This window comes from Streptomyces noursei, from assembly GCF_001646665.1.
Classification (GTDB): Bacteria; Actinomycetota; Actinomycetes; order Streptomycetales; family Streptomycetaceae; genus Streptomyces; species Streptomyces lavendulocolor.
Genome location: NZ_LWBU01000279.1, coordinates 544,649 through 566,932, shown reverse-complemented (window position 1 = coordinate 566,932; position 22,284 = coordinate 544,649). Strand labels below are relative to the sequence as shown.

Annotated in this window: 24 protein-coding genes and 1 pseudogene; 11 read left to right on the top strand and 14 right to left on the bottom strand. The window is 72.2% G+C overall.

Annotated features, from left to right (window positions below; all coding sequences use genetic code 11):
- Positions 1 to 2 precede the first annotated feature (2 nt).
- A complete protein-coding gene (locus tag A4V12_RS38975; RefSeq protein WP_234372267.1) occupies positions 3 to 248 on the bottom strand; it encodes a hypothetical protein in 246 nt (81 codons plus the stop codon).
- 191 nt (positions 249 to 439) lie between these two features.
- Here A4V12_RS38975 and A4V12_RS21130 point away from each other — a divergent pair, with 191 nt between their 5' ends.
- From A4V12_RS21130 to A4V12_RS21100, 7 genes are all read left to right on the top strand, one after another.
- The gene (locus A4V12_RS21130) at positions 440 to 1,198 is read left to right on the top strand and encodes an alpha/beta fold hydrolase (protein WP_199831336.1); all 759 of its coding nucleotides are present in this window, start codon (positions 440 to 442) and stop codon (positions 1,196 to 1,198) included.
- Between the two features lie 613 nt (positions 1,199 to 1,811).
- Positions 1,812 to 2,168, top strand: a complete 357-nt coding sequence (locus A4V12_RS21125; protein WP_064070990.1) for a hypothetical protein — start codon at positions 1,812 to 1,814, stop codon at positions 2,166 to 2,168.
- Between the two features lie 442 nt (positions 2,169 to 2,610).
- A complete protein-coding gene (locus tag A4V12_RS21120) occupies positions 2,611 to 3,381 on the top strand; it encodes a hypothetical protein (RefSeq protein WP_234372266.1) in 771 nt (256 codons plus the stop codon).
- A gap of 412 nt (positions 3,382 to 3,793) precedes the next feature.
- Positions 3,794 to 4,423: a hypothetical protein gene (locus A4V12_RS21115; protein WP_159028906.1), complete on the top strand. Its 630-nt coding sequence runs from the start codon at positions 3,794 to 3,796 to the stop codon at positions 4,421 to 4,423.
- 125 nt (positions 4,424 to 4,548) lie between these two features.
- A complete protein-coding gene (locus A4V12_RS21110; RefSeq protein WP_064070889.1) occupies positions 4,549 to 6,468 on the top strand; it encodes an NAD-binding protein in 1,920 nt (639 codons plus the stop codon).
- Positions 6,469 to 6,616: 148 nt separating this feature from the next.
- Complete coding sequence (locus A4V12_RS21105) at positions 6,617 to 7,126, top strand: hypothetical protein (protein WP_064070888.1); 510 nt, start codon at positions 6,617 to 6,619, stop codon at positions 7,124 to 7,126.
- Between the two features lie 77 nt (positions 7,127 to 7,203).
- Complete coding sequence (locus A4V12_RS21100; protein WP_064070887.1) at positions 7,204 to 8,634, top strand: flotillin family protein; 1,431 nt, start codon at positions 7,204 to 7,206, stop codon at positions 8,632 to 8,634.
- 369 nt (positions 8,635 to 9,003) lie between these two features.
- On the opposite strand, the gene A4V12_RS21095 is transcribed toward A4V12_RS21100, so the two are convergent.
- Positions 9,004 to 9,471, bottom strand: coding sequence for a MerR family transcriptional regulator (locus A4V12_RS21095; RefSeq protein ID WP_079137223.1), 468 nt, complete (start codon positions 9,469 to 9,471; stop codon positions 9,004 to 9,006).
- Between the two features lie 440 nt (positions 9,472 to 9,911).
- Between A4V12_RS21095 and A4V12_RS21090 the strand changes: the two genes are divergently transcribed.
- Both A4V12_RS21090 and A4V12_RS35395 read left to right on the top strand, forming a co-directional pair.
- The gene (locus A4V12_RS21090; RefSeq protein ID WP_064070886.1) at positions 9,912 to 11,402 is read left to right on the top strand and encodes a SulP family inorganic anion transporter; all 1,491 of its coding nucleotides are present in this window, start codon (positions 9,912 to 9,914) and stop codon (positions 11,400 to 11,402) included.
- A 68-nt stretch (positions 11,403 to 11,470) separates the two neighbouring features.
- Positions 11,471 to 11,628: pseudogene (locus A4V12_RS35395) on the top strand (IS5/IS1182 family transposase); the annotation flags it as partial.
- Between the two features lie 35 nt (positions 11,629 to 11,663).
- Here the strand turns inward: A4V12_RS35395 and A4V12_RS36975 are convergent.
- Positions 11,664 to 11,846: a hypothetical protein gene (locus A4V12_RS36975; protein WP_064070885.1), complete on the bottom strand. Its 183-nt coding sequence runs from the start codon at positions 11,844 to 11,846 to the stop codon at positions 11,664 to 11,666.
- A 209-nt stretch (positions 11,847 to 12,055) separates the two neighbouring features.
- On the opposite strand from A4V12_RS36975, the gene A4V12_RS21080 reads away from it, so the two are divergent.
- Both A4V12_RS21080 and A4V12_RS21075 read left to right on the top strand, forming a co-directional pair.
- Positions 12,056 to 12,307 carry a DUF6400 family protein gene (locus tag A4V12_RS21080; RefSeq protein ID WP_064070884.1) on the top strand — a complete coding sequence of 84 codons (252 nt, stop codon included), beginning with the start codon at positions 12,056 to 12,058 and terminating at the stop codon, positions 12,305 to 12,307.
- Positions 12,291 to 12,521 carry a hypothetical protein gene (locus A4V12_RS21075; protein WP_064070883.1) on the top strand — a complete coding sequence of 77 codons (231 nt, stop codon included), beginning with the start codon at positions 12,291 to 12,293 and terminating at the stop codon, positions 12,519 to 12,521. Before A4V12_RS21080 ends, A4V12_RS21075 begins: the two co-directional genes overlap by 17 nt.
- 84 nt (positions 12,522 to 12,605) lie before the next feature.
- Here the strand turns inward: A4V12_RS21075 and hypE are convergent, their stop codons facing one another.
- From hypE to A4V12_RS21025, 11 genes are all read right to left on the bottom strand, one after another.
- Positions 12,606 to 13,595 carry a hydrogenase expression/formation protein HypE gene (hypE, locus tag A4V12_RS21070; protein WP_199831343.1) on the bottom strand — a complete coding sequence of 330 codons (990 nt, stop codon included), beginning with the start codon at positions 13,593 to 13,595 and terminating at the stop codon, positions 12,606 to 12,608.
- A gap of 70 nt (positions 13,596 to 13,665) precedes the next feature.
- A complete protein-coding gene (gene hypD / locus A4V12_RS21065; protein WP_064070881.1) occupies positions 13,666 to 14,826 on the bottom strand; it encodes a hydrogenase formation protein HypD in 1,161 nt (386 codons plus the stop codon).
- Positions 14,823 to 15,149, bottom strand: coding sequence for a HypC/HybG/HupF family hydrogenase formation chaperone (locus tag A4V12_RS21060; protein ID WP_064070880.1), 327 nt, complete (start codon positions 15,147 to 15,149; stop codon positions 14,823 to 14,825). The genes hypD and A4V12_RS21060 overlap by 4 nt, the downstream gene beginning before the upstream one ends.
- A gap of 10 nt (positions 15,150 to 15,159) precedes the next feature.
- On the bottom strand, positions 15,160 to 17,604 hold the full coding sequence (hypF, locus tag A4V12_RS21055) for a carbamoyltransferase HypF (protein WP_064070879.1): 2,445 nt from the start codon (positions 17,602 to 17,604) through the stop codon (positions 15,160 to 15,162).
- Positions 17,601 to 18,296, bottom strand: a complete 696-nt coding sequence (hypB, locus tag A4V12_RS21050) for a hydrogenase nickel incorporation protein HypB (RefSeq protein ID WP_064070878.1) — start codon at positions 18,294 to 18,296, stop codon at positions 17,601 to 17,603. The genes hypF and hypB overlap by 4 nt, the downstream gene beginning before the upstream one ends.
- Before the next feature lie 2 nt (positions 18,297 to 18,298).
- Positions 18,299 to 18,700, bottom strand: a complete 402-nt coding sequence (locus A4V12_RS21045) for a hydrogenase maturation nickel metallochaperone HypA (protein ID WP_064070877.1) — start codon at positions 18,698 to 18,700, stop codon at positions 18,299 to 18,301.
- A gap of 141 nt (positions 18,701 to 18,841) precedes the next feature.
- Positions 18,842 to 18,961 (bottom strand): DUF6893 family small protein, encoded by a 120-nt coding sequence (locus A4V12_RS39995; RefSeq protein ID WP_423547134.1) that lies wholly within the window; start codon positions 18,959 to 18,961, stop codon positions 18,842 to 18,844.
- A gap of 44 nt (positions 18,962 to 19,005) precedes the next feature.
- Positions 19,006 to 19,533 (bottom strand): hydrogenase maturation protease, encoded by a 528-nt coding sequence (locus A4V12_RS21040; RefSeq protein ID WP_199831335.1) that lies wholly within the window; start codon positions 19,531 to 19,533, stop codon positions 19,006 to 19,008.
- Complete coding sequence (locus A4V12_RS21035; protein WP_064070875.1) at positions 19,533 to 20,966, bottom strand: hypothetical protein; 1,434 nt, start codon at positions 20,964 to 20,966, stop codon at positions 19,533 to 19,535. Before A4V12_RS21035 ends, A4V12_RS21040 begins: the two co-directional genes overlap by 1 nt.
- The gene (locus tag A4V12_RS21030) at positions 20,963 to 21,601 is read right to left on the bottom strand and encodes a DUF6084 family protein (RefSeq protein ID WP_064070874.1); all 639 of its coding nucleotides are present in this window, start codon (positions 21,599 to 21,601) and stop codon (positions 20,963 to 20,965) included. The genes A4V12_RS21035 and A4V12_RS21030 overlap by 4 nt, the downstream gene beginning before the upstream one ends.
- Positions 21,598 to 22,257, bottom strand: coding sequence for a DUF5947 family protein (locus tag A4V12_RS21025; protein ID WP_064070989.1), 660 nt, complete (start codon positions 22,255 to 22,257; stop codon positions 21,598 to 21,600). Before A4V12_RS21025 ends, A4V12_RS21030 begins: the two co-directional genes overlap by 4 nt.
- Positions 22,258 to 22,284 lie beyond the last annotated feature (27 nt).

The window sequence follows — 22,284 nt, the reverse complement described above, 5'->3', positions numbered from 1 at the left end:
CTTCAGCCGTCGTACAGTGCCGTAAACTGCTCGCTTGCCGCAGCGAGTTGCTTGAGAACCCAGGATGACTCCTTCTCGTGTGTGCCGGGCTCGCCTTCCCGAGCCTTGACCTGCACAACCACGCCACGACTCCCGACGACCAGCAGCCCGTCACTGATCTCCCTGACCCCGCGGCCCTTGCGTTCCACGCTGGGAACCATCACGAAGTCCGGCAGACCCCACGTCGCGGCAGCGTCCTGCACAGCCACTTCCGCGGCTAGACCTCGACGCTCATGACCGCGCAGAGGAGTCGCGTTCAGGGCGCTGCTGTACCCGCCTTCTCGCAGGGCTTACGAGTCACTGGGTCTGATGGAAGGCGCTCATCCCGACCAAGCGATGAGTCACCCGCATTCGGACACGGCGTAGTGCCGTGCCTCACGGGCGCGGCTATGCTCGACTCGTGGGCAAGGCCATGGTGGTGCGCGAGGGTACTGGGCCGGAGATCCTGCTTGTGCATGGCGGTGCCGGGCCGCGGACGACGTGGGGTGCACTGTCTTCGCTGGCCGAGCGGTGGACGCTCGCGTATGTCCACCGGCGTGGTTATCCGCCGAGTCCACCACCGCGAGAGGGCCAGGACTTCGAGGTGGACGCCCTGGACCTCGCGCCACTGCTTGTCGGCCGTCCGCATGTTGTCGCCCACTCGTACGGCGTCCTCGGGACGTTGATCGCGGTCGCTGCCGCGCCTGGCAGCGTGCGCTCGCTCATCCTGATCGAGCCGCCGCTCAGCCACCTTGTCCCTCACGATCCCGAGGTGGCGCGGCTCGAGCGCATCGGCGATGCGGTCCTCACTCACGGAATGGACACGGACCCGAGCGAGTTGCGCGAGTTTCTCCGTATCGCGGGTGCGCCCGTCGGCGACGGTCCGCTCCCCGAGGACGTGGCCGCCGGCGTTCGGCGGGCGCACGGTGGCCGGCTGCCCAGCCTGTCACGTCCACGGCTCGATGCGATCCGTGACGCCGGCGTCCCCGTGCTCGTCGCGTCGGGAGGTCATGCGGCCGCGCTGGAGCGAATCTGCGACGCTCTCGCGGCTGCGCTCAGCGGCAAGCGGAGCGTACATCCGGGTGCCGGTCACTTCGTCGCCGCGGCCCCCGGCTTCGCCGAACAGCTCGAGGCTTTCTTGCGCAAGAGCGTCAGGTGGCAAGCCTCCTGCGACAGGTGAGTGCGGCGGCGCCTGACAGCCGTCGTGTCCGGCGCCGGCTGGTCCTGCTACTCCACCAGCCGTGAAGCCCGGCGCCGCCCTGCAATCCCAGGGACAGAAGATCAGAGCTGGGACGGCCGCACTCAGGAGAGGGCCGGAGTCCCCGGGCATCGTCCCCGACAGCCGGACCACCGGGTGGAGCATGGTTGCGACGTACAGGATCAGTAGCGATAGGCCCTGGCCCCCTGTACTGGGGAGCCCAGCCGCAGAGCGCGGCGATGCCGAACGGCAACGCGGTCGAGGTGAACAGTGCTGTCCAGCACCAGAAGAGAATGATCGTGGTCACAGCGGCTTCCGTCGTTCATTCCGGACGCCAAGGGACGGCACCCGCCGATGTCGATGCCGGTCTCCGGCAATGATCCGGCAGATTACCGGCCTGTCCGACACCCTGGACGGTCCGCGGCGGATGACGGAGGGTGCATTTGGGCGGAGCGTCGGGCCGGGCACCGGGAGAGAACTCCCTCTCGAAGAGTTGCTGAGGTTGGGCAATCAGGTGGGTGTCGCGTGTGCTGTGACGTGCCTGTGTGCCGCCCCAACGCGAGGGGCTCGAGGAGTCGACGGAAAGGTGGAGAGGATGAGCGCGGCACGGGCGGTTTCGTGGGGCGAGACGGCATGGGTGCTGATGGGCTGCTGGGCACTGTGCGGCCTGGGCCACGGTGTCGTGGCGCTGCTGGACGACCCGACGCTTCCGGCTTCCGCTCCCGTCGTGCTTCTGCTGGGGCACTGGTTCTTCGCGCGGCACAGGCATTGGGCAGCAGGTGCCCTGGCGGCCGTGGCGGGGTCCGTGGCACTGCTCGTCCTCCTGGAGAGCCTCCGGCCGCGGATGGACCGGATCACCGCCGACGCGCTGTCCACGGGTGCGGGCGTACTCCTTGCGCTGCTGGTCTTCACGGCAGTGGCACGGGCACGGACGCGACCCGGGCGAGGATGACTTCCCGTCCTCTCCGCCGCCTGCCCCCCCAAGCGCGAACTCGCGCCTCTCTCGCTCGTCCACCACAGCCGGCCGGCCAGAGGGCCGGGGCCCGCCAGGCGTACGCGCATTCCGCCCCGAGGCCCCCGCCGCGCTCCGCTGCGGCCCACGGGTGCACCACGACCGCTGTGCCTACAGCCACCATCGCGCCATGAAAGGGAGGGACACATGACCGGACGCCGGGCCAAGGCGGCAGGGGAAGCTCTTCCTGGCACTCACGGCCGGGGGACTGATCTGGGGGTACGGCCTCCGGGGCGACGACTCGGACGAGGTAGCCACCCACACGTGCCGTGGCGCTCTGGCGGTCGAGGAGGCCGAGGAGTTCTTCGGCGGCGCCGAGCTGGAGTTCGGTGGTCACACCGCGGAGTGGGTGGGCCACGAGGCCGAATACTGTGCGGCATGGATGCGTGGCGAGGGGGCCGTGCAGCTCAAGCTGAACATCCGTCCGGCCGCGGCCCACCGCACCAGCGGCGCGGCGGAGAGTACCTCGGCGACACCGATCGGCTTCGGCTGGAACGGCTCCTTCGCCGTCACGGACCGGCCCGAAGCGGGAGTGCTCGTCGACTGCGCCTCCCTGCCCGGCAACGGCCTCCTCGTCCTGACCGAAGCGCGCCAGGACATCGACGAGCTCTCCGACGGCCAGGTGCTGCAAGTGGCCCGGTTCGCCACCGAGTCGGCCCGGCGCGCGGCCGAGCGCTTCGGGTGCGAGGGATCTCTGGGGCAGCGACCCACGACCGTCGACCGCAGCAGGTGGCGGACGCGTCCTGCGGCCCACGCGGAAGGAACATGTCGTGGCGTCCTCGCCCCGCGGGACGCCGCCCGGCTGGGGGTGGTGGAAGTGTCGGAGATGCCGGTCGGAGGCGCGCTCACCGAGGAGTGCTCCGTGAAGCTGCCGACCAAGGGTCACCACGTTCGACTGACCGCCTACTACGGGCCGTCCGCGCGGCAGGAGACGTACCTCGACGACCGCTACCCCGGCAGCGTGAAGGGCGCCTTCATGCGGTCGCACCCCTGCAAGGGTGCCCTGGGGACGGCGTACTTCAAGTTCGAGGAGTTCCCCCGGCCGGGCACCGAAAAGGGGGTTCGAAGCAGTGTCGGCCGTGAGGACACGCAGCGGCTACTGACCGCCTTCGCCACGGCTTCAGCGGCTCGGCACGGGTGTCCCGTGGCCTGACCGCTCCACCCCTGCCGGGGTCTGGCGCTGCCGGGCAGGAGACGGCGGACAGGACTGCCGTGCACAGGCAATGACCTGCGACGGAATCGGTGTCACCATCGCGGCATCGCGTAGGCGCCGGGCAGCGGCTTCCGCAGCCCCTTGGTTCCGCGCGCCCTTAAGGAGAGTGAATGTCCCATTGGCTGTGGATGGCCTTCTGGTCGGCCATCACGTCCGGTCGGCAGGGAAGTGCGTCGTGACGGGGCGCCGGGGACTTGTGGCACGTCGGTGGTTGGCCACGACCGGCGGGGTTCTTCTTGCTGCCGGGAGTGTGATGTACGTGCTTCCGGGGCCGGGCTCGCCCCTGCTGGGTGCCGGAGCGGTACTTCTGCTCGTCGCCCGGTTCTGCGCCCCTGTGCGGCCGGAAAGGGTGATGGCTGTGGACCGGCGCGGCGCACGGCGTCGACAGCGGCGGGAGCGACGGCTGCGCATCGAGGAACTGGCGGCCGGGATGGAAGCACCGTCCGGGCCGCTCGTCTGGCGCGCGGGATGGACCGGCGGGGTGGCAGCCGCGGGGTGGTGTGCTGTGCTCGTGGCGTTCGCCGATCGTCCGGCCAATGGGTTCCTGGCCGACCCGCGGCCCGGCCCGTTGTTCTTCGCGGTGTGGACCTCGGTGCTCGCCGCGTGGGTGTGCTGCCGCTTGGGCATGTGGCGCATCACCGCCGACCTGGACGGAGTGCACATCCGCAGGTTCTGGGCGGTGAGATGCGTGCCGTGGTCCGTGATAGATCGCGTCGAGCTTCGCCGCGACGGATTCCTCGAGTTCTTCGGCCCCGGTGCGGCGCCCATGGCCGGCCTCTTCCTGCCGTTGTGGGCAAGCCGTCCGCTTCGCCGCTCCAGCGTCGGCACGCAGGCGGCGGACACACTGACGGTGCTGTCCGGGCGCCCCGACCTGCGCCCCAAGGGCCAAGCCGGCCGGGCTGTGACGGGCGGGGCATTCGTCTGGTGGGCGCTGCCGCTGGCCGCCGCGCTCTTCACCGCGGCAGAACTTCTCCGTCGGTGACGCGCATTGTGCGTGGATGGCGTCGCCTTCTGGCCGAACTTCGCTGTCCCATGGAGGCGGTCGGGCACTCTGCTCAGGTGCCTTCACTTCCCACTCAGCGTTCCTCCGCGAACGTCGCCGGACACATGATCGTCTGTGGCGACGACGCCTTGGCCCATCGGCTGGCCACAGAACTCCGCGACGTCTACAGAGAGCACGTCACACTGGTGTGCCCCGATGGTGCTTCCGCAGCTGGTCCAGGTCTGGCCGCACCGGTTCAGGGGCGGGCGTCGGTCTTCCTCGGGCGCATGTCGGCCGCCATGACCGGGACACCCGCCGGGCTGGCCGCGGCGGCGGACCCGGCCGTTGTCGAAGCCGACGAGCCCGCAGAGACGGCGCTGGTCTCGGCGGGCGTGACCCGGGCGGCCGCGCTGGCGCTCGTGTACGACGACGATGAGACGAACATCCGGGGAGCGCTCGCCGCCCGGCGCCTCAACCCCGGCCTTCGGCTCGTGGTCCGGCTGTACAACCGCAAGCTGGGCCAACACCTGGAGCAGCTCCTCGACCAGGCAGCCCTGGTCGCTCGGCCGGGCATGGACCCCGCCGTCCTCGACGCATCCACGACCGTCTTGTCGGACGCCGACACCGCGGCGCCCGCGCTTGCCGCCAGCGCGGTGGCCGGCACCAGCAAGGTCGTCCATGCCGACGGGCTGCTGCTGCGCGCCAGGGAGCGTACCCCGCCCGGCCTCGGTGAGGTCGCCGATCCAAGCCTGTGCACTCTCGCCCTGCTCTCCGCCACCACGACCGACCCGGCGGGCGAAGAGGGCTCGGACAGCAGCGGTGCCGGCGGGCCGCAGCTGCTGCCCGACCCGTGCATGGTGGCCTCCGCCACCGGGCGGGGCACCGTAGTGCTCGAAGCCGTCACCCACACGGGCCCCCCTGTCCCGGCGAGACGGCTGGCCCGCCGGGGCATCCGCTTCTCCGAGCTGTTCTCCCGCCGCCTGCGCTGTGCCGTCGCGGGCCTCGGCCTCGCGGTGGTCGCTCTGGCGGTGGCCTCCTGGCTGACGACCGGGGACCACCCACTCCATGCCGCCTACGTCACGCTGCTGGACCTGTTCTCCATCAACGACCCGGCGGTCGACGAACCCCTCTCCCGCCAGGTGCTCCAACTCCTGGCGGGCCTCGTGGGGCTCGCCCTGCTGCCCCTTCTCGTTGCCGGTGCACTGGAGGCGCTGGGCGCCTTCCGCAGCGCCTCCGCCCTGCGCCGACCGCCCCGCGGCCTGTCCGGACACCTCGTCCTGCTGGGCCTCGGTAAGGTCGGCACCCGCGTCCTGGCCCAGCTCCGTGGCCTCGACATCCCGGTCGTCTGCGTCGAGGAGGACCCCGAGGCGCGGGGGGTGGCGCTGGCTCGCCGGCTCCGTGTGCCGATCGTCATCGGCGACGTCACACAGGAGGGGGTGCTGGAGGCAGCCAAGATCCACCGGGCGCACGCCCTGCTCGCCCTGACCAGCTCCGACACCACGAACCTGGAGGCCGCGCTCTACGCCCGCACGGTCAAGGCGGACCTGCGCGTGTCCCTGCGGCTGTACGACGACGACTTCGCCACCGCCGTCTACCGCACGTTGCGCGCCGCCCACCCGGACGCGGTCACGCGGAGCCGCAGCGTGTCCCACCTCGCGGCACCCGCCTTCGCCGGAGCGATGATGGGCCGCCAGGTTCTCGGTGCCATACCGGTCGAGCGCAGGGTGCTCGTCTTCGCCGCGCTCGTGGTCGCCGGTCACCGGCAACTGGAGGGCCGTACGATCGAGGAAGCGTTCCGGCCCGGTGCCTGGCGCGTCCTCGCCCTCGACACCACCGCACCTGCCGACCGGCGCCCCGACCTGGCGAGCCCCCATCCGGCGGAGGGCGGACACCACGCCACCGGCCTCGTCTGGAACGTCCACCCCGGGTACGTCCTCAAGCCCGACGACCGCGTCGTACTGGCCGCGACCCGCCAGGGCCTGGCCGAACTGCTGGGCCGGCACCATGAGCCGGAAACCCGTGCGGTGCGTGACGGTGATCGCTGAACCGACGGCGAGGCGACGAGCGGCCACGGCGCACAAGGTCGGCATTGATGAGGCGTCAAAGCTGCCGGTGCCTGGCAGTGCACGCAGGCGTGGGCGGATGGGATCATCTGGTCACCTCGGGGACCACCCGCGGTAGGGAGGTGCGGACATGGGCTTGTTTCTCGGTCTCGGCATAGCGGGGATCGTGCTGCTCGCTGCCGCGCTCGTCCTGGACGGAGTGCTGGAAGGTTTCTTCGACGGGGCCTTGGGCGGGCTCTTCGATGGGTGGCTGTCGCTGCCGGTCATGGCGGGATTCGTCTCGATGCTGGGCTTCACGGGCGCGATCGTTCTCGGCAGCACCGGTCTGGGTGCGGGCCCGGCCACCGCGGCCGGGGCGCTGGCCGGCATCGGTGCCGGGTGGCTGGCCTGGCGACTGAGCGGGAGCCTCATGAGGGACCGGAACGCAGCCGCCCCGCGTGGCAGCGACCTCATCGGCATCGCCGGTTCCGTCGTCACGGCCATCCCGGCGGACGGCTACGGAGAGGTGCTGCTCCAGGTGGCCGGCCAGCCGGTGAAGTTCGCCGCCAGGTCGGACGATCCCGTGCAGCGCGGTGCCGAGGTGTGGGTCGAGGAGACGTTGTCGCCCACTTCGGTTCGCGTACGTCTCGTCGAGCGCTGACCTGCCCGTTCGTCCTCCATTTTGACCACCACCCCCATCGATCTGCCCTCCTCGGGAAGGCAGGAGGGATATACGCCATGAGTCCAGTCGTCGTCGCAGTGGTGGGAGTCGTCGTACTCCTCGTACTGCTCGCCCTCGTCGTGATCACGCGGTACAAGGTCGCCGGTCCGAGCGAGGCTTTCATCATCACGGGCCGCCGGGGGAAGAGGTCCACCGACCCCGAGACGGGACGCGTCTTCACCGACAACAGCGGCCAGAAGGTCGTGGTCGGCGGCGGGGTCTTCGTCGTGCCCTTCGTCCAGCAGAAGTTCACCCTCGACCTGTCCTCCCGTCACATACCCGTCGCCGTCCGTGGCGCGGTCACTCTGCGCGGTGTGAAGGCCAACCTCGAAGGCGTCGCCATCGTCAAGGTCGGTGGTGGCGAGGACTCGATCCGGGCGGCCGCCCAGCGGTTCCTGATGCAGCAGGACGGCATCGTCGGCTTCACGCAGGAGGTGCTGTCCGGTGCCCTGCGGTCCATCGTCGGGCGGATGTCCGTCGAGGACATCATCCGCGACCGGGCGGCGTTCGCCGGGCAGGTGGCCGAGGAGGCCGAGGCCAGCCTCTCCGGCCAGGGCCTGGTCCTGGACGCCTTCCAGATCCAGGACATCACGACCGAGGGCTCCTACCTGGAGGACCTCGGCCGGCCCGAGGCGGCGAGGGCCAAGCAGGAGGCCGACATTGCTGAGGCGGTGGCCCGACGGGCGTCGGAGCAGGCCCGGCTGAAGGCCGAGGAGGAGATCGCGATCGCCCAGCGGACGTTCGCGCTCAAGCAGGCCGAGATCAAGGCCGAGACCGACGAGGCCGCGGCGAAGGCCGCTGCTGCCGGCCCGCTCGCCGAAGCGGACCGCCAGCAGGAGATCCTCAGCCAGCAGGAGAAGGTCGCCGAGCGGCAGGCCGCGCTCACCGACCGCGAGCTCGACACCAGGGTCCGCAAGCCGGCCGACGCGGCCCGCTACCAGGCCGAGCAGGAGGCCGAGGCGCGTCGTGTCGCGCAGGTCAAGGAGGCCGAGGCGGAAGCGCAGCGTGCCCGGCTGACCGGTGAGGGCGAGAAGGCCCACCGGGCGGCGCTCGCCGACGCCGTACGCATCGAGGGCGAGGCACAGGCCGCCGCCATCGCCGCGAAGGGATCGGCCGAGGCCGAGGCCATGCGCAAGAAGGCCGACGCCTTCGCCCAGTATGGTGACGCGGCGGTACTCCAGATGCTGGTCGAGGTCCTGCCGCAGGTCGTCGGCAAGGCGGCCGAACCACTGGCTGCGATCGACAAGATGACGGTCATTTCCACCGACGGCGCGAGCAAGCTGACGCGCACGGTCACCGACAACGTCGCCCAGGGAATGGAACTGCTCACCTCCGCCACGGGCATGGACGTGGCCGAACTCCTCAAGGGCATCACCACGCGCACCGGCTCTGCGCCCGCAGCCGAGCAGCACGCGACGCCCAACGGGAAGATCGACATATCCGACTGACCCGACAGGGGCGGATGGCGGAGGGGAGCATGTGCCCGGTCCCGCCGTCCGCCCCTGGCTTGCCCCCGCCGACGAAGAGCCAGGATTGGAGGGCGGACCCGAAAGGGGCGTCGCCGGGAGCTGACGACGCCGGCGGGGCGTTACCAGGGTGGTCACGGCCGGGCCCGCTCCCACCGCTGACCCGTCCGAGCATCGTGCTGTTGCCTGGCACCGCAATGTCCGGCGAATGGCACACGGTCGTCCTGGATCTGACGGGCCGGCCGGGGCTGAGCGGGGAGTGGCGGCCGTGCCACGGACGCACGACCTGGTACGGGCGCCGGCCGACCGGGCCCCGGAGCCTGCCGTGCCGCGTCCCGCCGTGATCGTCGGTCACTCCCTCGGTCGGGGCATCGCCCTGGCCTGTTCGTCGTCGAGGATCCCCGGCCGCATCATGGTGTCGCCCGCCTGCGCGCGGGCCACCGGGGTGTTCCGCTCCAGGCGGGCGTCCAGGGTGGCGGTGAAGTCTTCGGCGCGGGCCAGTTGGACCCGCAGCTTCTCCACTTGCTCGGCGGCGGCCAGCTGGTAGGTCCGTACGCGTTCCAGGAGGGCGTCGCGCTCCTCGACGCCCGTGTCGGCGTCGAGGAGGTCGGTGGCTTCCAGCAGGTCGCGCATCTGGTCCAGGGTGAAGCCGAGCGGCTTCATGCGGCGGATGACCATGAGCCGGGCGACGTCGGCTTCGGTGTAGAGACGGAAGCCGCCCCGCGAGCGGGCGGACGGGACGACCAGCCCGGTCTCCTCGTAGTGCCGGATGGTGCGCAGGGACAGCTCCGTGCGCGCGGCGACCTCGCCGATCTGCATGTGCTTGCTGTCCACGCCCGTGATCCTCCGGCTCTGCTCGTCGTCGGCGTTCCCGGCCCCGGGTGGGCACCACCGATACCTACTCTAACGTTAGGGTAGAGTTGCTGGTGGTGAGGATGGCGTGGCGCTGCCCCACCGTTGCCGTGTCGGGGCCGATGGCGCCCCGGCGAATATGCGATTCCTGCAGGAGAAAAGCGTGCGCGAGCCCAGGACGCCCGGCGCCGCCGCCTGCCCGCCGTGAGGCTTCGCAGCCGGACGTGAGGGCCCCGCTCTTGTGCAGGTCCCGACCCGTCCGTCCTCGACTTCCGGCTCCGCATTCCACGGTGCCGCCCGCGGGGTGCCGGCCCGGCCCCTGCACGACCTTCCCGCACGCCTCGGCCTGCCGTAGGAGTGTGCCCGAGTTCGACAGGCTCTCCCCCTTGTTCTCTGCTGCCACTGCTGTGTCCCCGGCTGCGCGTCTGCGCGGCCTGAAGCCCGACTGGATCTCCGACCCGAAGGTGTGGCGCACCGAGGTCCTCGCGGGCCTGGTCGTCGCGCTCGCGCTGATCCCCGAGGCGATCTCGTTCTCGATCATCGCGGGCGTCGACCCGGCGATCGGCCTGTTCGCCTCCTTCACCATGGCCGTCGTCATCTCGATCGTCGGCGGCCGGCGGGCGATGATCTCCGCCGCTACCGGCGCCGTCGCGCTGGTCATCGCTCCGCTGAACCGTGAGCACGGTCTGGGCCACCTGGTCGCCGCCGTCATCCTGGCCGGCGTCTTCCAGGTCGTCCTGGGTGCGGTCGGGGTGGCAAGGCTCATGCGGTTCATCCCGCGTTCGGTGATGGTCGGCTTCGTCAACGCCCTCGCCATTCTGATCTTCATGGCCCAGGTGCCGGAGATGCGCGACGTGCCCTGGGCCGTGTACCCGCTGATCGTCGGCGGCCTGGCGCTGATGGTGTTCTTCCCGAGGATCACCACCGTGATCCCGGCGCCGCTGGTCTCCATCGTGATCCTGACCGTGATCACCGTCGGCGCGGCCATCGCGGTGCCGACCGTCGGCGGCAAGGGCGCCCTGCCGTCGTCCCTGCCGGTCCCCGGGCTGCCGGACGTGCCGTTCACCCTGGACACGCTGACGACGATTGCCCCGTACGCGTTCGCGATGGCGCTGGTCGGTCTGATGGAGTCGCTGATGACCGCCAAGCTCGTCGACGAGATCACCGACACCCATTCCAACAAGACCCGCGAGTCCATCGGCCAGGGCATCGCCAACGTCGTCACCGGCTTCTTCGGCGGCATGGGTGGTTGCGCCATGATCGGACAGACGATGATCAACGTGAAGGTCTCCGGTGCCCGCACCCGCCTCTCCACCTTCCTCGCCGGCGCCTTCCTGATGATGCTGTGCATCGTCTTCGGACCGGTCGTCTCCGACATCCCCATGGCCGCCCTCGTCGCCGTCATGATCATGGTGTCGTTCGCAACCTTCGACTGGCACTCCGTCGCCCCGAAGACCCTCAAGCGGATGCCCGCCGGGGAGATCGCCATCATGGTGATCACCGTCGCCTGCGTGGTCGCCACTCACAACCTCGCGGTCGGTGTCGTCGTGGGCTCGGTCACGGCCATGGTCGTCTTCGCCAAGCGTGTGGCCCACCTTGCCGAGGTCACCGCCGTGGCCGGCTCGGATGGCCGGACGGTGGTCTACCGCGTGACCGGCGAGCTGTTCTTCGCCTCCTCCAACGACCTCGTCGGCCGGTTCGACTACGCCACCGACCCCGACAAGGTCGTCATCGACCTGTCCGCCGCGCACATTTGGGACGCCTCCTCGGTGGCCGCCCTCGACGCCGTCGAGACGAAGTACGCCCAGCGCGGCAAGACCGTCGAGATCACCGGGCTGAACGACCGGAGCGCCGAGCTCCACGGCAGGCTTACCGGCGAACTCGCCGGCAGCCACTGACACGGCACGCGACCGCGAGGACTCCGGCATCCGGCGGGGTCCTCGCGCCGTCATGCGGCGCGGTCCGGCATGCGGTTCGCGTTCGCACCGGACGGCTTTTGTGGGCCTCACCAGCGCTGATCGGGTCCACCCACGACCTGACCGCCGCCCGCACGCACGGCATCATCGACGCGCTCGCCGAGGCAGCGTGAAGTGCTGGGCGGACAAGGCGCAACAGGGCGCCGGCCGGTCACGTGGAGTCCTTCTCCTTGATCTATATGATCACCTCGTCGCCCGCATCGGTCGGCGCCGCGGCCCCGAAGGGTGGACCTTGCCCAGCGAACCCTCGCCCCACGGCGTCCAGTCCGCCTCGATGACCTTGCCGGTCACGGTCCGCATGGCGCGGCGCCCGACTTCTTGGCGGTCGACGGGGACGTGCTCGTGCCGCGAAACGCTGAAACGCACAGGTCAGAGACGTATGTGGGGCGCCTCAGTTCCGGGCGTGGGTCTGCGCCGTGGTGCCCGCCCGCGGAACGGCCGACGGACGGCATCCCGGCCGCCCGCCGCCCGGCTCCGCCCCGGATGAGGTCCGTCACAATGCCTTCCGGCACGGAGACCCCCGCTGGTACAGGTGGCTGGGACCAGTGACATCCCCGTAGGAAAGTGCTCCGCGCATGAACGACAGCCCCGGCCACGACTCCGTGGCCTTCTCGCTCGACCTCACCCTGGAGGAGTCCCGCCGGCGCGCCGCGGTGGTGGCCGCCCTCGGTGACGACTGGGACCCCCCGGCCGTGCTCCGCGCGGAGGACGAGGCGCACCGCCTGCTGTACTCGGGTCTGGACGCCGAGCAGGAGCGGACGTACGCCATGCTGGTCGAGGCCGGCGTGCTGCCCGGACGGGACGCGGGCGATGCGGCTTCCCATTGACCCGCAGGCGGACCGGGCCCGCCGCGCCTGGGTCCCGTGTCCGGGGTGCGACGACGCCCGGGACTGCGTCACCTGCGCGGAACGGCGCAACTGCTCCGACCACTGGCGCTACCTCATAGCCAACGAGGGCCCGCGGGTCCACCTCCAGTGCCCCGGCTGCACCCACACCTGGACCCTGGACACCCGCCCCGGCAGGCGGGGCCCGACCGCCTGAGCCCACGGGCGCGCGCATCCGGCGGGAGCCGGGCCCGCCGGTCCGGGAGGCACCGGTGGCGGCGGGCCCGACGGCGGGCACCGGTCAGCAGATCCGGGGGAGCTGCTCCCCGAGCGGCATGTCCACCACCCGCGTCCCGCCCAGGCCGGTGCGGGCCACCACCATGCCCGGGTGCTCGGCCACCGCCTCACCGATGACCGCCGCCTCGGCGCCCAAGGGGTGCGCCCGCATCGCGGCGAGGACCGCGTCGGCGTGCTCCCGCGGCACGAACGCCACCAGCTTGCCCTCGTTGGCCACGTACATCGGATCCAGGCCCAGGATCGCGCAGGCGCCGGCCACCGGCGCGGGGACCGGGACGGCACGCTCCTGGACGACGACCCCGGTGCCCGAGGCCGCCGCGATCTCGTTGAGCGACGCGGCCAGGCCCCCTCGGGTGGGGTCGCGCAGCACATGGAGATCCGGGGTGACGGCGAGCATCGACTCGACCAGGCCGCCGAGCGCCGCGCAGTCGCTCTCGATCTCCGCTTCGAAGCCGAGGTTCTCGCGCTCGCTCAGGATGGCCACCCCGTGGAGCCCGATCGCCCCGCTGACGATGACCACGTCGCCCGGCACGACCCGCTCCGGACGCAGGTCGACACCGGGCGGGACCAGCCCGATGCCCGAGGTGTTGATGTAGACGCCGTCGCCGTGACCGGCCTCCACGACCTTGGTGTCGCCCGTCACCACCCGCACACCGGCGGTGCGGGCGGCGGCGCCCAGCGCCTCGGCCACCCGGCCCACCGTGGCGATCTCGACGCCCTCCTCCAGGATGACGCCGCACGACAGGTAGGCGGCCCGGGCCCCGCTCATCGCGAGATCGTTGACCGTGCCGTTGACGGCGAGGTCCCCGATGCTGCCACCGGGGAAGAACAAGGGCCGTACCACGAACGAGTCGGTGGAGAACGCGAGCCGCGCCCCGCCGAGCTCGACGGTGGCCGAGTCGGTCAGCCCACCGGGCGCCGGGCCCGCCAGGGCGGGCAGGAAGACCTGCTCCACCAGCTCGGCGGACATCGCGCCGCCTCCACCGTGGCCCATCACCACCCGCGGCCGGTCCCGCAGCGGGGCGGGACAGGTCCAGGACAGGACGTCCGGCCCTGTGTACGTGTCAGACAACGGGGCTGCCCTCCAGGGTGCGGGGGGTGGTCGCCGGGGCCGTGACCGGCACCGCGCGGGCCGGCAGGTCGAGCCGCCGGTACAGGTAGTAGGCGGCGCACGCGCCCTCGCTGGAGACCATGGTGGCCCCGAGCGGGGTTCGCGGCGTGCACGTGGTGCCGAACGCCTCGCACTCGTGCGGCTTCAGCAGTCCTTGCAGCACCTCTCCGCTGCGGCACTCGGCCGGCTCACGGGTGGTGATGTCACCCACCTGGAAGCGGTGCTCGGCGTCGTGGTCCCGGTAGCGCGGGGACAGCCGCCAGCCACTGGCGGGGATGACGCCGATTCCGCGCCAGGCCCGGTCGGTCACCTCGAACACGTCGTCCAGCATGGCGCGCGCGACGGGGTTGCCCTCCGGCCGGACGGCCCGCTCGTAGGCGTTCTCCACCGTGTGCTCGCCCCGCTCCAGCTGGCGCACGGTGCGCCGTACGCCTTCGAGGATGTCGAGCGGCTCGAAACCGGTGACCACGATGGGCACCCCGAACCGCTCGGCGAGACCGGGGTACTCCTCCGTCCCCATCACGCTGCACACGTGACCGGCCGCGAGGAAGCCCTGGACACGGCAGTCGGGCGACTGCATGATCGCCTCGATCGCGGGCGGGACCCGGACGTGCGACACCAGCAGGCTGAAGTTGCCGATGCCGCGCTTGCGCGCCTGGTGGACGGCCATCGCGTTGGGCGGCGCGGTGGTCTCGAAGCCGATGCCGAAGAAGACGACCTCACGATCCGGGTTCTCCTCCGCGATCCGCAGGGCGTCCAGCGGCGAGTACACCACCCGGACGTCGCCGCCCTCCCCGCGTACCTGGAACAGGTCACGGCCGGTGCCCGGCACTCGCAGCATGTCGCCGAAGGAGCAGAAGATCACCTCGGGGCGGGAGGCGATCTCCAACGCCTTGTCGATCACCTCCAGCGGGGTCACGCACACCGGACAGCCCGGGCCGTGGATCAACTCCACCTCCTGGGGGAGGAGTTGGTCGATGCCGTGGCGGATGATGGTGTGCGTCTGGCCGCCGCACACCTCCATCAGCGCCCAGGGCCTGGTCACGGTGGCCCTGATCTCGTCGAGCAGCCGCGCCGCAAGCTCCGGGTTCTGGAACTCGTCGATGTACTTCACCGCAGCACCTCCCCGGCCGCGGCGGCGCCGTCCGGCCCGAGTCCGTCCCCGCCCGCCTCCGCGGCGGCCTGCTCCCACGGGTCGCCGAACTCCTCCTGGAGCATGCCGAGGTTCTCGAACAGCTCCAGCGTCCGGCGGGCCGACTCCTCGTCCAGCCGTTGCAGGGCGAAACCGACGTGGACGATCGCGTACTCGCCGACCTGAAGGTCCGGCAGGTACTCCAGGCACACCTCCTTGACCACACCGCCGAAGTCGACGCTGGCCATGCGTGTGCCGTTCCGTTCCTCGACCCCCAGTACCTTCCCTGGTACCGCCAGGCACATATGTGTCTCCTCACTCTCGCGCCACGGAATCCATGGCCGTGGCCCTGTCCGTGGCCCTGTCCGTGGCCGTCGGTTCCGCGCGGGCCGTGGCACGGGCGGCCACCACGAGCTGACCGAGGGCCAGCCCCCCGTCGTTCGGCGGGACACTCCGGTGGCGCAGCACGGTGAAACCGTCCGCGCGCAGACCGCGTGCGCAGGCGGACGACAGCAGCACGTTGGAGAAGACCCCACCGGTCAGCGCGGCTGTCTCCAGTCCGGTCGCCTCACGGGCCAGTACACAGACCGTCCGTACCATCCGGGCGACAGCCAGGTGGAACCGCGCAGCGACGACCGGGGCGGGCACACCCCGACGTACGTCCTCGACGACCGCCGCCAGCAACGGCGCCGGATCGGCGGTCACCGGAGACGCACCGGCCGGGCCCCGCCCGGTCAGACGGAAGACGTAACGCGGGTCCTCGTCCTCGCTCCCCGCGGCGACCGCGGCGGCCTCCAGCTCGATCGCGGCCCGGGCCTCGTACTCGGCGAGGTGACAGACGCCCGCCAGGGAAGACACCGCGTCGAAGAGCCGCCCCATGCTGGACGTGGGCACACAGTTCAGCCCCCGCTCCAACTGCTGTCCCAGCACCACCCGGACCTCCGGAGGGCAGGCGTCGGCGCACGGCAGGTTCGCGTCCGGCGCGATGCCCGCCGCCCACAGGTGCGCCAGCGCCATGCGGTAGGGCCGCCGGACGGCCGCGTCACCCCCGGGCAGCGGTACGTAGGCCAGGTGCGCGAACCGGTGGTAGCCCTCGTAGCCCGCGAGCAGGAACTCCCCGCCCCACACCGCCCCGTCGTCCCCGTGGCCCGTGCCGTCGAACGCCACCCCGATCACCCGGTCGCCCTCGGCCAGGCCGTGTTCGGCCATGACGGCGGCGACGTGCGCGTGATGGTGCTGGACCCGGGCCACGGGGCGCCCCGCGGCGTGCCGCCGTGCCCAGGCGCCCGAGCGGTACGCGGGGTGCGTGTCGGTGACGAGCAGCTCGGGGCGTACGCCCGTGACGGACTCCAACTGCCGTTCCGCGCGGCTGAACGCGCGTTGGGTGGCGAGGTCGTCCATGTCCCCGACATGGGCGGACAGCCACGCCTTGTCGCCCTCGGCGAGGCAGAAGACGTTCTTCACGTCGCCGCCGACCGCGAGGGAGGGAACCACCGGTACGGGCAGGGCGAGCGGCAGCGGGGCGTAGCCCCGGGAACGGCGCAGCACCAGCGGCTCGCCGTCGCAGACGCGCACCACCGAGTCGTCGCACGGCACATGGATGGGCCGGTCGTGCGTGAGCCAGGCGTCGGCCAGACCGGCCAGCCGTTCCAGGGCCGCGTCGTCGTCGGTGACGATGGGTTCGCCGGAGAGGTTGCCGCTGGTCATCACCAGCAGCCGGGGTCCGCCCGGGCCGAGCAGCAGATGGTGCACCGGTGTGTACGGCAGCATCACCCCGAGGTCGGGACTGCCGGGCGCGACCGCGTCGGCCGGCACCACGGCCCCCGGCGCGTCCGTGGCGCCGGTGCGCCGCCGCAGCAGCACGACGGGGCGGACACGGCCGGTGAGCAGCTCCCGCTCGACGGGGCCGATGTGCACGAGGTGCGCCACGTCGGCCACGTCCCGGGCCATCAGCGCGAAGGGTTTGCCCCCGCGTGCCTTGCGGCGGCGCAGCTCACCGACCGCCCGGCCGTCGGTGGCGTCACACGCCAGGTGGTACCCGCCGATGCCCTTGACGGCGACGATCGCCCCCGCGGCGAGCAGCGCCCGCGCCCCGTCGACGGGGTCCTCGCCCTCCGGCCGCGGGTGCGGGGCGGCCGTGACGAGCCGCAGGCGCGGGCCGCACGCGGGGCACGCCACGGGCTGTGCGTGGAAGCGCCGGTCGGCGGGATCGTGGTACTCGCGGTCGCAGGCGGGGCACAGCGGGAACCCCGCCATCGTGGTGTGCTCGCGGTCGTACGGCAGGCCGGTGACGATGGTGAACCGCGGCCCGCAGTGCGTGCAGGTGATGAAGGGGTGGCGGTGGCGGCGGTCCGCGGGATCGGTGAGTTCGGCCAGGCAGTCGTCGCAGGTGGCGGTGTCGGGTGCGACCAGCGTGCGCACGGGACCGGACGTACGGGAGGGGACGATGCCGAAACCGCTGCCGCCGGTGGGCGGCACGTCGGTGGTGTCCACGGACTCCACGACGGCCAGCGGCGGGGCCTCGGGCGCGATGCGCGCGCAGAACCGGTCGACGAGCGCCGCCTCGCCCTCGACCTCCACGACCACACCCTCGCCGGTGTTGGTGACATGGCCGGCGAGCCGCAGCTCCGACGCCAGGCCGTACAGGTACGGCCGGAAGCCCACCCCCTGCACCACCCCGCGCACGACGGCCCGTACGCGCCGCACCGGCGGCGCGGCCACCACCTGTCGTGGCGCGGCCACCTCGGGCGTCGCGTTCACGCCCGGGCCTGTGCCATCACCGGCGCGTGCACCTCTGCCCCCTCGGCCGCCGCCAGGGCCCGCTCGACCAGCAGACCCGCGCCCTGCCCGCTCCGTACGGAGCTGAGGACGACCTCCACGCCGGGGTTGACCTGCTGCACATGGGCCCGGAAGGCGGCCTCGTCGAACTCGGCCGGCCCGGCGAGGTCGGCCTTGGTGACGATCACCAGGTGCGCGAGGCCGAACGCGGTGGGGTACTTCAGCGGCTTGTCCTCGCCCTCGGTGACCGAGGCGAGGACGACGCGCAGCGTCTCGCCGAGGTCGTACGACGCCGGGCACACGAGGTTGCCCACGTTCTCCACGAACAGCAGACGGGTGTCCTCCGGAAGCCAGTTGTGCAGGTGCCCGGCGAGCATGTCCGCCTCCAGATGGCACAGCCCGTCGGTGAGCACCTGTTTGACCGGCACCCCGGAACGGCTCAGGCGTACCGCGTCGTTCTCCGTCGCGAGGTCCGCCGTCAGGGCGGCCGCCGGGACGGCGCGTTCCCGGGCGATCGTCAGCTCCCGCTCCAGCAGGGCCGTCTTGCCGCTGCCGGGGCTGGACAGGAGGTTCACCACGGTCGTGCCCCTGGCCGTCAGTTCACTGCGCAGGATGCCGGCCGCCATCGTGTTCTTGGCGAGCACCGCCTGCTGGAGGTCGACCACACGGCACATCGTCAGCTCTCCTCGAGGATGGTTGCGGGTTGCGCCGGGGAGCCGGGAGCGGCGGTGTCCGCGGCCCAGCGCACTTCGGTGATGCGCAGTTCGCGGCCCGCCACCAGTTCGGTGGCGGCCGCGCGGCAGTCCGGGCAGAGCATGTCCGGGGGCATCCCGGTGTCCCAGGTCCGCCCGCACGGCGCGCACCGCGCACTGCCGGGGACGGAGCGGGTGACGAGTTCGGAGCCCTCCAGGAGGGTCCCGGCACAGGCGAGCCCGAAGCAGAAGCGGAGCGAATCGGAGACCACTCCGGCCAGCTCGCCGATGTCGAGGTGCACATGCTGGACGCCCAGCGCGCCGCGGGCCCGTGCCGCCTGCTCGACCTGGTCCACCACGGACAGGGCGACGGACATCTCGTGCATCGGTCTCCGTCCGGGCCCGGGGATGTTCTCCGGCGCCATTACACGGCCGGGGCCCGGCGGCGCGCCGACCGGCGCGCCGGGGTCACACGGCTGCGTAGGCCGTTCGGTCCCCCTGGGACGGCACCGGCGAGGGCCGGCGGGTCACATCCGGCGGATGCGCAGGTAGCGCCGGACGTCGGGCAGGACGTTCGCGACGATGGCCGCGAGCGCGGCGGCGGCGGCGGTGGCGGCGGCCGCACCGCCGATGAGGCGCTTGTTCATGGTGCTCTCCGTGAAGGTCGGTGTGGGGGTGTCGTGCGGGTGGGTCAGTCTCGGACGACGGCTTCGTCGCGCAGCGGCTGCGTCACCAGTTCCGTCACCAGGCGCACGGCCTCCGGCACGGCGGCGGCCACGGGTGGGCTGAGCCCGATGCCCTCCTCGACGGTGGCGGGCTCGCAGCCCACGACCAGGGTGCGTCCCGGCGGTTTCGCGCCGGTACCCGCGCACAGGCCGTCCAGCAGCGCCAGGACGGCGTCGGGGGACATGCGGTGGCCGTCGAGGGGGACGCCCTCGGCCGGCTGCCGCGAGCCCGGCCCGGCGGCGTCGATCACGTACAGCGTGCCCGGCTCACCGCCCCGTGCCGTGGCGTCCAGGAGGACGAGCGTGTCGTACCCGTCGAGGAGCTGGTAGGCCAGGTGGACGCCGCGGATGCCGATGTCGGCGACTTCGACACCGGCCGGCAGGTCCTGACGGGCCAGCACGCGAGCCGCCTCGACGCCGAAGCCGTCGTCGCCGAGGAAGATGTTGCCCGCCCCGGCCACCAGTGTGCGCGGGCCGGACCGTGAGGGCGCCATCACGCCTCCTCCGGGACGTCGAGCTCGTCGGGCTGGAAGTAGAGGAAACGGCCCTGCTCACGGCGGATGTCGGCACCCGGGTCGTCATCGACGGTGACCGCGATGTGCACGCCGCCGTCCACGTCGTGCAGGACCGCTTCCACCAGGGCGAGCCGGCCGTCGAGGAACAGGTCCTGGGCATCGGTGTGGCGCAGCCGGGGGCGCAGCACGACGCGGCTGCCGGCCCGTACCGGCCGTCCGCCGACGTGGACGTGGTCGGTGGCCGGGTCCACGGACGCGTCCGCGCCCGGGTCCCACCAGGGGGTGTCCGGCCGCGTGACCCCGCCCTCCCGGAAGGGGTCGGACGGTACGGCGACGGACGCCGGGACGGCCGGGGCGGTCACCTCGCGCAGGCCCCGTACGGCGCCGTGCAGGCGCTCCAGGACCTCCGGTGGCATGGAGTCGGCCAGCTCGATGACGGCCGCCGCCCGCGCGTCCGTACCCCGGGCCTCGCGCTTCTCCTCGTCGGTGAGGGCGGCGGTGCGCAGCGCGAGGATCTCGTCGATCTCCGTCGCGTCGTACAGCGCGCCGGGGCTCTCGGGCGCGATCGCCGGGTGGTCCTCCAGGATGATCGGCGAGGAGAGCACCAGGTCGTCCCGGCCCGGCTCCCCGGCCAGCACCGGCCAGGTGTGCAGGTTGCGGCACGCGGCGGTGGCTCCCCGCGCCCACTCCGGCGGGTCCGTCATCGACAGGAACCGTCCCGAGTCCAGGCACAGCAGGGCGTGCGCGGCGACCAGGGACCGGGGCAGGGCGGCGTCGCGGTCCGCGTCGCCGCCCGGTGTCCAACCGCTGGTGTTCTCCACGACCAGGCTCAGCCGGTACGTGCGGTACGGGCCTTCCAGCTCGCTCGTCGACAACCGCAGCGCACCGGTGACCTCCTCGCGGCGGCGCACGAGCCGGCCCACCACCTGCCCGGTGGAGTCCGGGACCGGTTCGGTCTCCTCGGCCGCGGGGCGGGTGAACGGGACGACGATGCCCTCGCCCGCCAGGGACTCCACGGGAACGGTGAGCCGGACGGCCTGTTCATGGCCCTCGTCCCACGGGACGATCACCTGGTCGTCCAGGCGCAGTTCGCGCACCGTCTCCAAGGTGCCGTCCGGGCACAGCCGTTGCACGGTGCGCCGCTGCGTGTGCAGGAAGCGCACCTCGACGGCGAGCGTGGCCCCCCGTTTGGGTTCCATCAGCAGTTCGGTGTGCTGGAAGTCGTGCTCCTCGGCCCTCGCCGTCCAGGCCGGTGGCACGAGCACCCCGAACTGCCAGCGCAGACGGTTCTTGGCGGCCGACGCGCGGTACGGGTAGAGCACGTACCCCTCGAAGAGCACGGCGTCGGCCACCTGGCGCGCGACGGCGAGCCGGGTCTCGGTCTCGGGGGTGAACGTCGTCGTGGCCGTCATCGGGTCCTCTCCCCGGCCGCGTTCAGGAGCGCCTCGACGGTCGCCTCCCAGGAGGGCAGGGCGTGCCGCGACCGGTGGGCGAGCAGCGCGTCCATGGTGTCCCTGGGCAGCCGGATCCAGCCGGAGCCCGGGAAGTGCTGGTCGACCATCTCCTGCCAGGTCTTCACCGGCATGCGGAAGACGGCCTCCTTGTCCCAGGGGACGGGTTCCACGCGGAAGCCGCGCTCGCCGGTGAACGCGGTGCCGGAGAACAGCATCAGCAGCGGCACCTCCCCTTCCTCCAGGGCGTGGAAGTACCGGGTGGACGCGATGTCCATGTCGTAGGTGCACGGCACCACCAGGTCGGTCTCGACCTCACCGGTGAAGCCGGGAACCATCACCGGGACCTGGGCGAACTGCACCGGATTGAGGGTGCTGCCCCAACGGGACCGCTCCCCGAACAGGTCGGTCAGCCGCGCGGCCTCGGCGTCGCCGTAGCCGCGCCGGACGGGCTCGATGCGGATCTGGCAGCGCAGGGCAAGCGCGTGCACGCGGGCCTGGTCGGAGGCGGTGATGCGCAGCCGGAACACCAGGGTGGGGCCCGCCGCGTACGGGTCGGCGCGCACCCCGGTGCAGGTGAAGGCGAAGTCGGTCACGACCCGCTCCCTCGGACGTCACGGGCACGGTCGCGTACGTGGGCGAAGAAGGCGTCCAGGTCGGCGCGGGCCTCCGCGCCACCGTCGAAGCCCTGCCACCGCAGGCGCATCCGGCCCACCAGTTCGTAACAGATGTCGACGGGCACCAGGAAGCACTCGACCATGCCCTCGTGGCGCCGCAGCAGCAGTGCCTCCACGTCGGGTTCGAGCAGCCCCGCCAGTGGTGAGCCGGCCAGGACGGTCTGCCAGGACGCCGGGTCCAGTTCGCTCTCGGTCGCCCCGGCCGGGCTCGGATAGAGCGCGACGAGCCGGTCGAGCGCCGAGTTGCGGAAGAAGAACGCGACGCCGACGGGGATGCGCAGGTGTTCCCAGGCCTGTTCGTCGATGCCGTGACCGGGGTCGCTCAGGTAGCGGCCGGGGACCGCGCGGAAGCGGCCCCCCACCCCGCCGGAGCCGTCCAGCAACTGGGCGCAGGGGCCGCAGGCGCACGCCAGCGCCCGCTTCTCGGTGTCGACGAGGTGCCGGTGACGCTCACCGGCCAGAGGCACGGCGCACAGCTCGCACCGCTCCTCGCGGGGAGGGGGCGGGGCCACGAAGCGGCGCAACCCCCGCGGTCGGGGATCCCGTCCCGCGCGCGCCGGCCCGAGCGCGGGCATGCCGGGGTGGGCGGCGCCGACCGTGCG

Coding starts and splice junctions, on each gene's coding strand:
- A4V12_RS21125 (WP_064070990.1), top strand. CDS start 1,812: ATGAGCGCGGCACGGGCGGTTTCGTGGGGCGAGACGGCATGGGTGCTG.
- A4V12_RS21120 (WP_234372266.1), top strand. CDS start 2,611: ATGCGTGGCGAGGGGGCCGTGCAGCTCAAGCTGAACATCCGTCCGGCC.
- A4V12_RS21115 (WP_159028906.1), top strand. CDS start 3,794: ATGGCTGTGGACCGGCGCGGCGCACGGCGTCGACAGCGGCGGGAGCGA.
- A4V12_RS21110 (WP_064070889.1), top strand. CDS start 4,549: ATGATCGTCTGTGGCGACGACGCCTTGGCCCATCGGCTGGCCACAGAA.
- A4V12_RS21105 (WP_064070888.1), top strand. CDS start 6,617: ATGGGCTTGTTTCTCGGTCTCGGCATAGCGGGGATCGTGCTGCTCGCT.
- A4V12_RS21100 (WP_064070887.1), top strand. CDS start 7,204: ATGAGTCCAGTCGTCGTCGCAGTGGTGGGAGTCGTCGTACTCCTCGTA.
- A4V12_RS21095 (WP_079137223.1), bottom strand. CDS start 9,471: ATGCAGATCGGCGAGGTCGCCGCGCGCACGGAGCTGTCCCTGCGCACC.
- A4V12_RS21080 (WP_064070884.1), top strand. CDS start 12,056: ATGAACGACAGCCCCGGCCACGACTCCGTGGCCTTCTCGCTCGACCTC.
- A4V12_RS21075 (WP_064070883.1), top strand. CDS start 12,291: ATGCGGCTTCCCATTGACCCGCAGGCGGACCGGGCCCGCCGCGCCTGG.
- hypE (WP_199831343.1), bottom strand. CDS start 13,595: ATGGGCCACGGTGGAGGCGGCGCGATGTCCGCCGAGCTGGTGGAGCAG.
- A4V12_RS21060 (WP_064070880.1), bottom strand. CDS start 15,149: ATGTGCCTGGCGGTACCAGGGAAGGTACTGGGGGTCGAGGAACGGAAC.
- hypB (WP_064070878.1), bottom strand. CDS start 18,296: ATGTGCCGTGTGGTCGACCTCCAGCAGGCGGTGCTCGCCAAGAACACG.
- A4V12_RS21045 (WP_064070877.1), bottom strand. CDS start 18,700: ATGCACGAGATGTCCGTCGCCCTGTCCGTGGTGGACCAGGTCGAGCAG.
- A4V12_RS39995 (WP_423547134.1), bottom strand. CDS start 18,961: ATGAACAAGCGCCTCATCGGCGGTGCGGCCGCCGCCACCGCCGCCGCC.
- A4V12_RS21040 (WP_199831335.1), bottom strand. CDS start 19,533: ATGGCGCCCTCACGGTCCGGCCCGCGCACACTGGTGGCCGGGGCGGGC.
- A4V12_RS21035 (WP_064070875.1), bottom strand. CDS start 20,966: ATGACGGCCACGACGACGTTCACCCCCGAGACCGAGACCCGGCTCGCC.
- A4V12_RS21025 (WP_064070989.1), bottom strand. CDS start 22,257: ATGCCCGCGCTCGGGCCGGCGCGCGCGGGACGGGATCCCCGACCGCGG.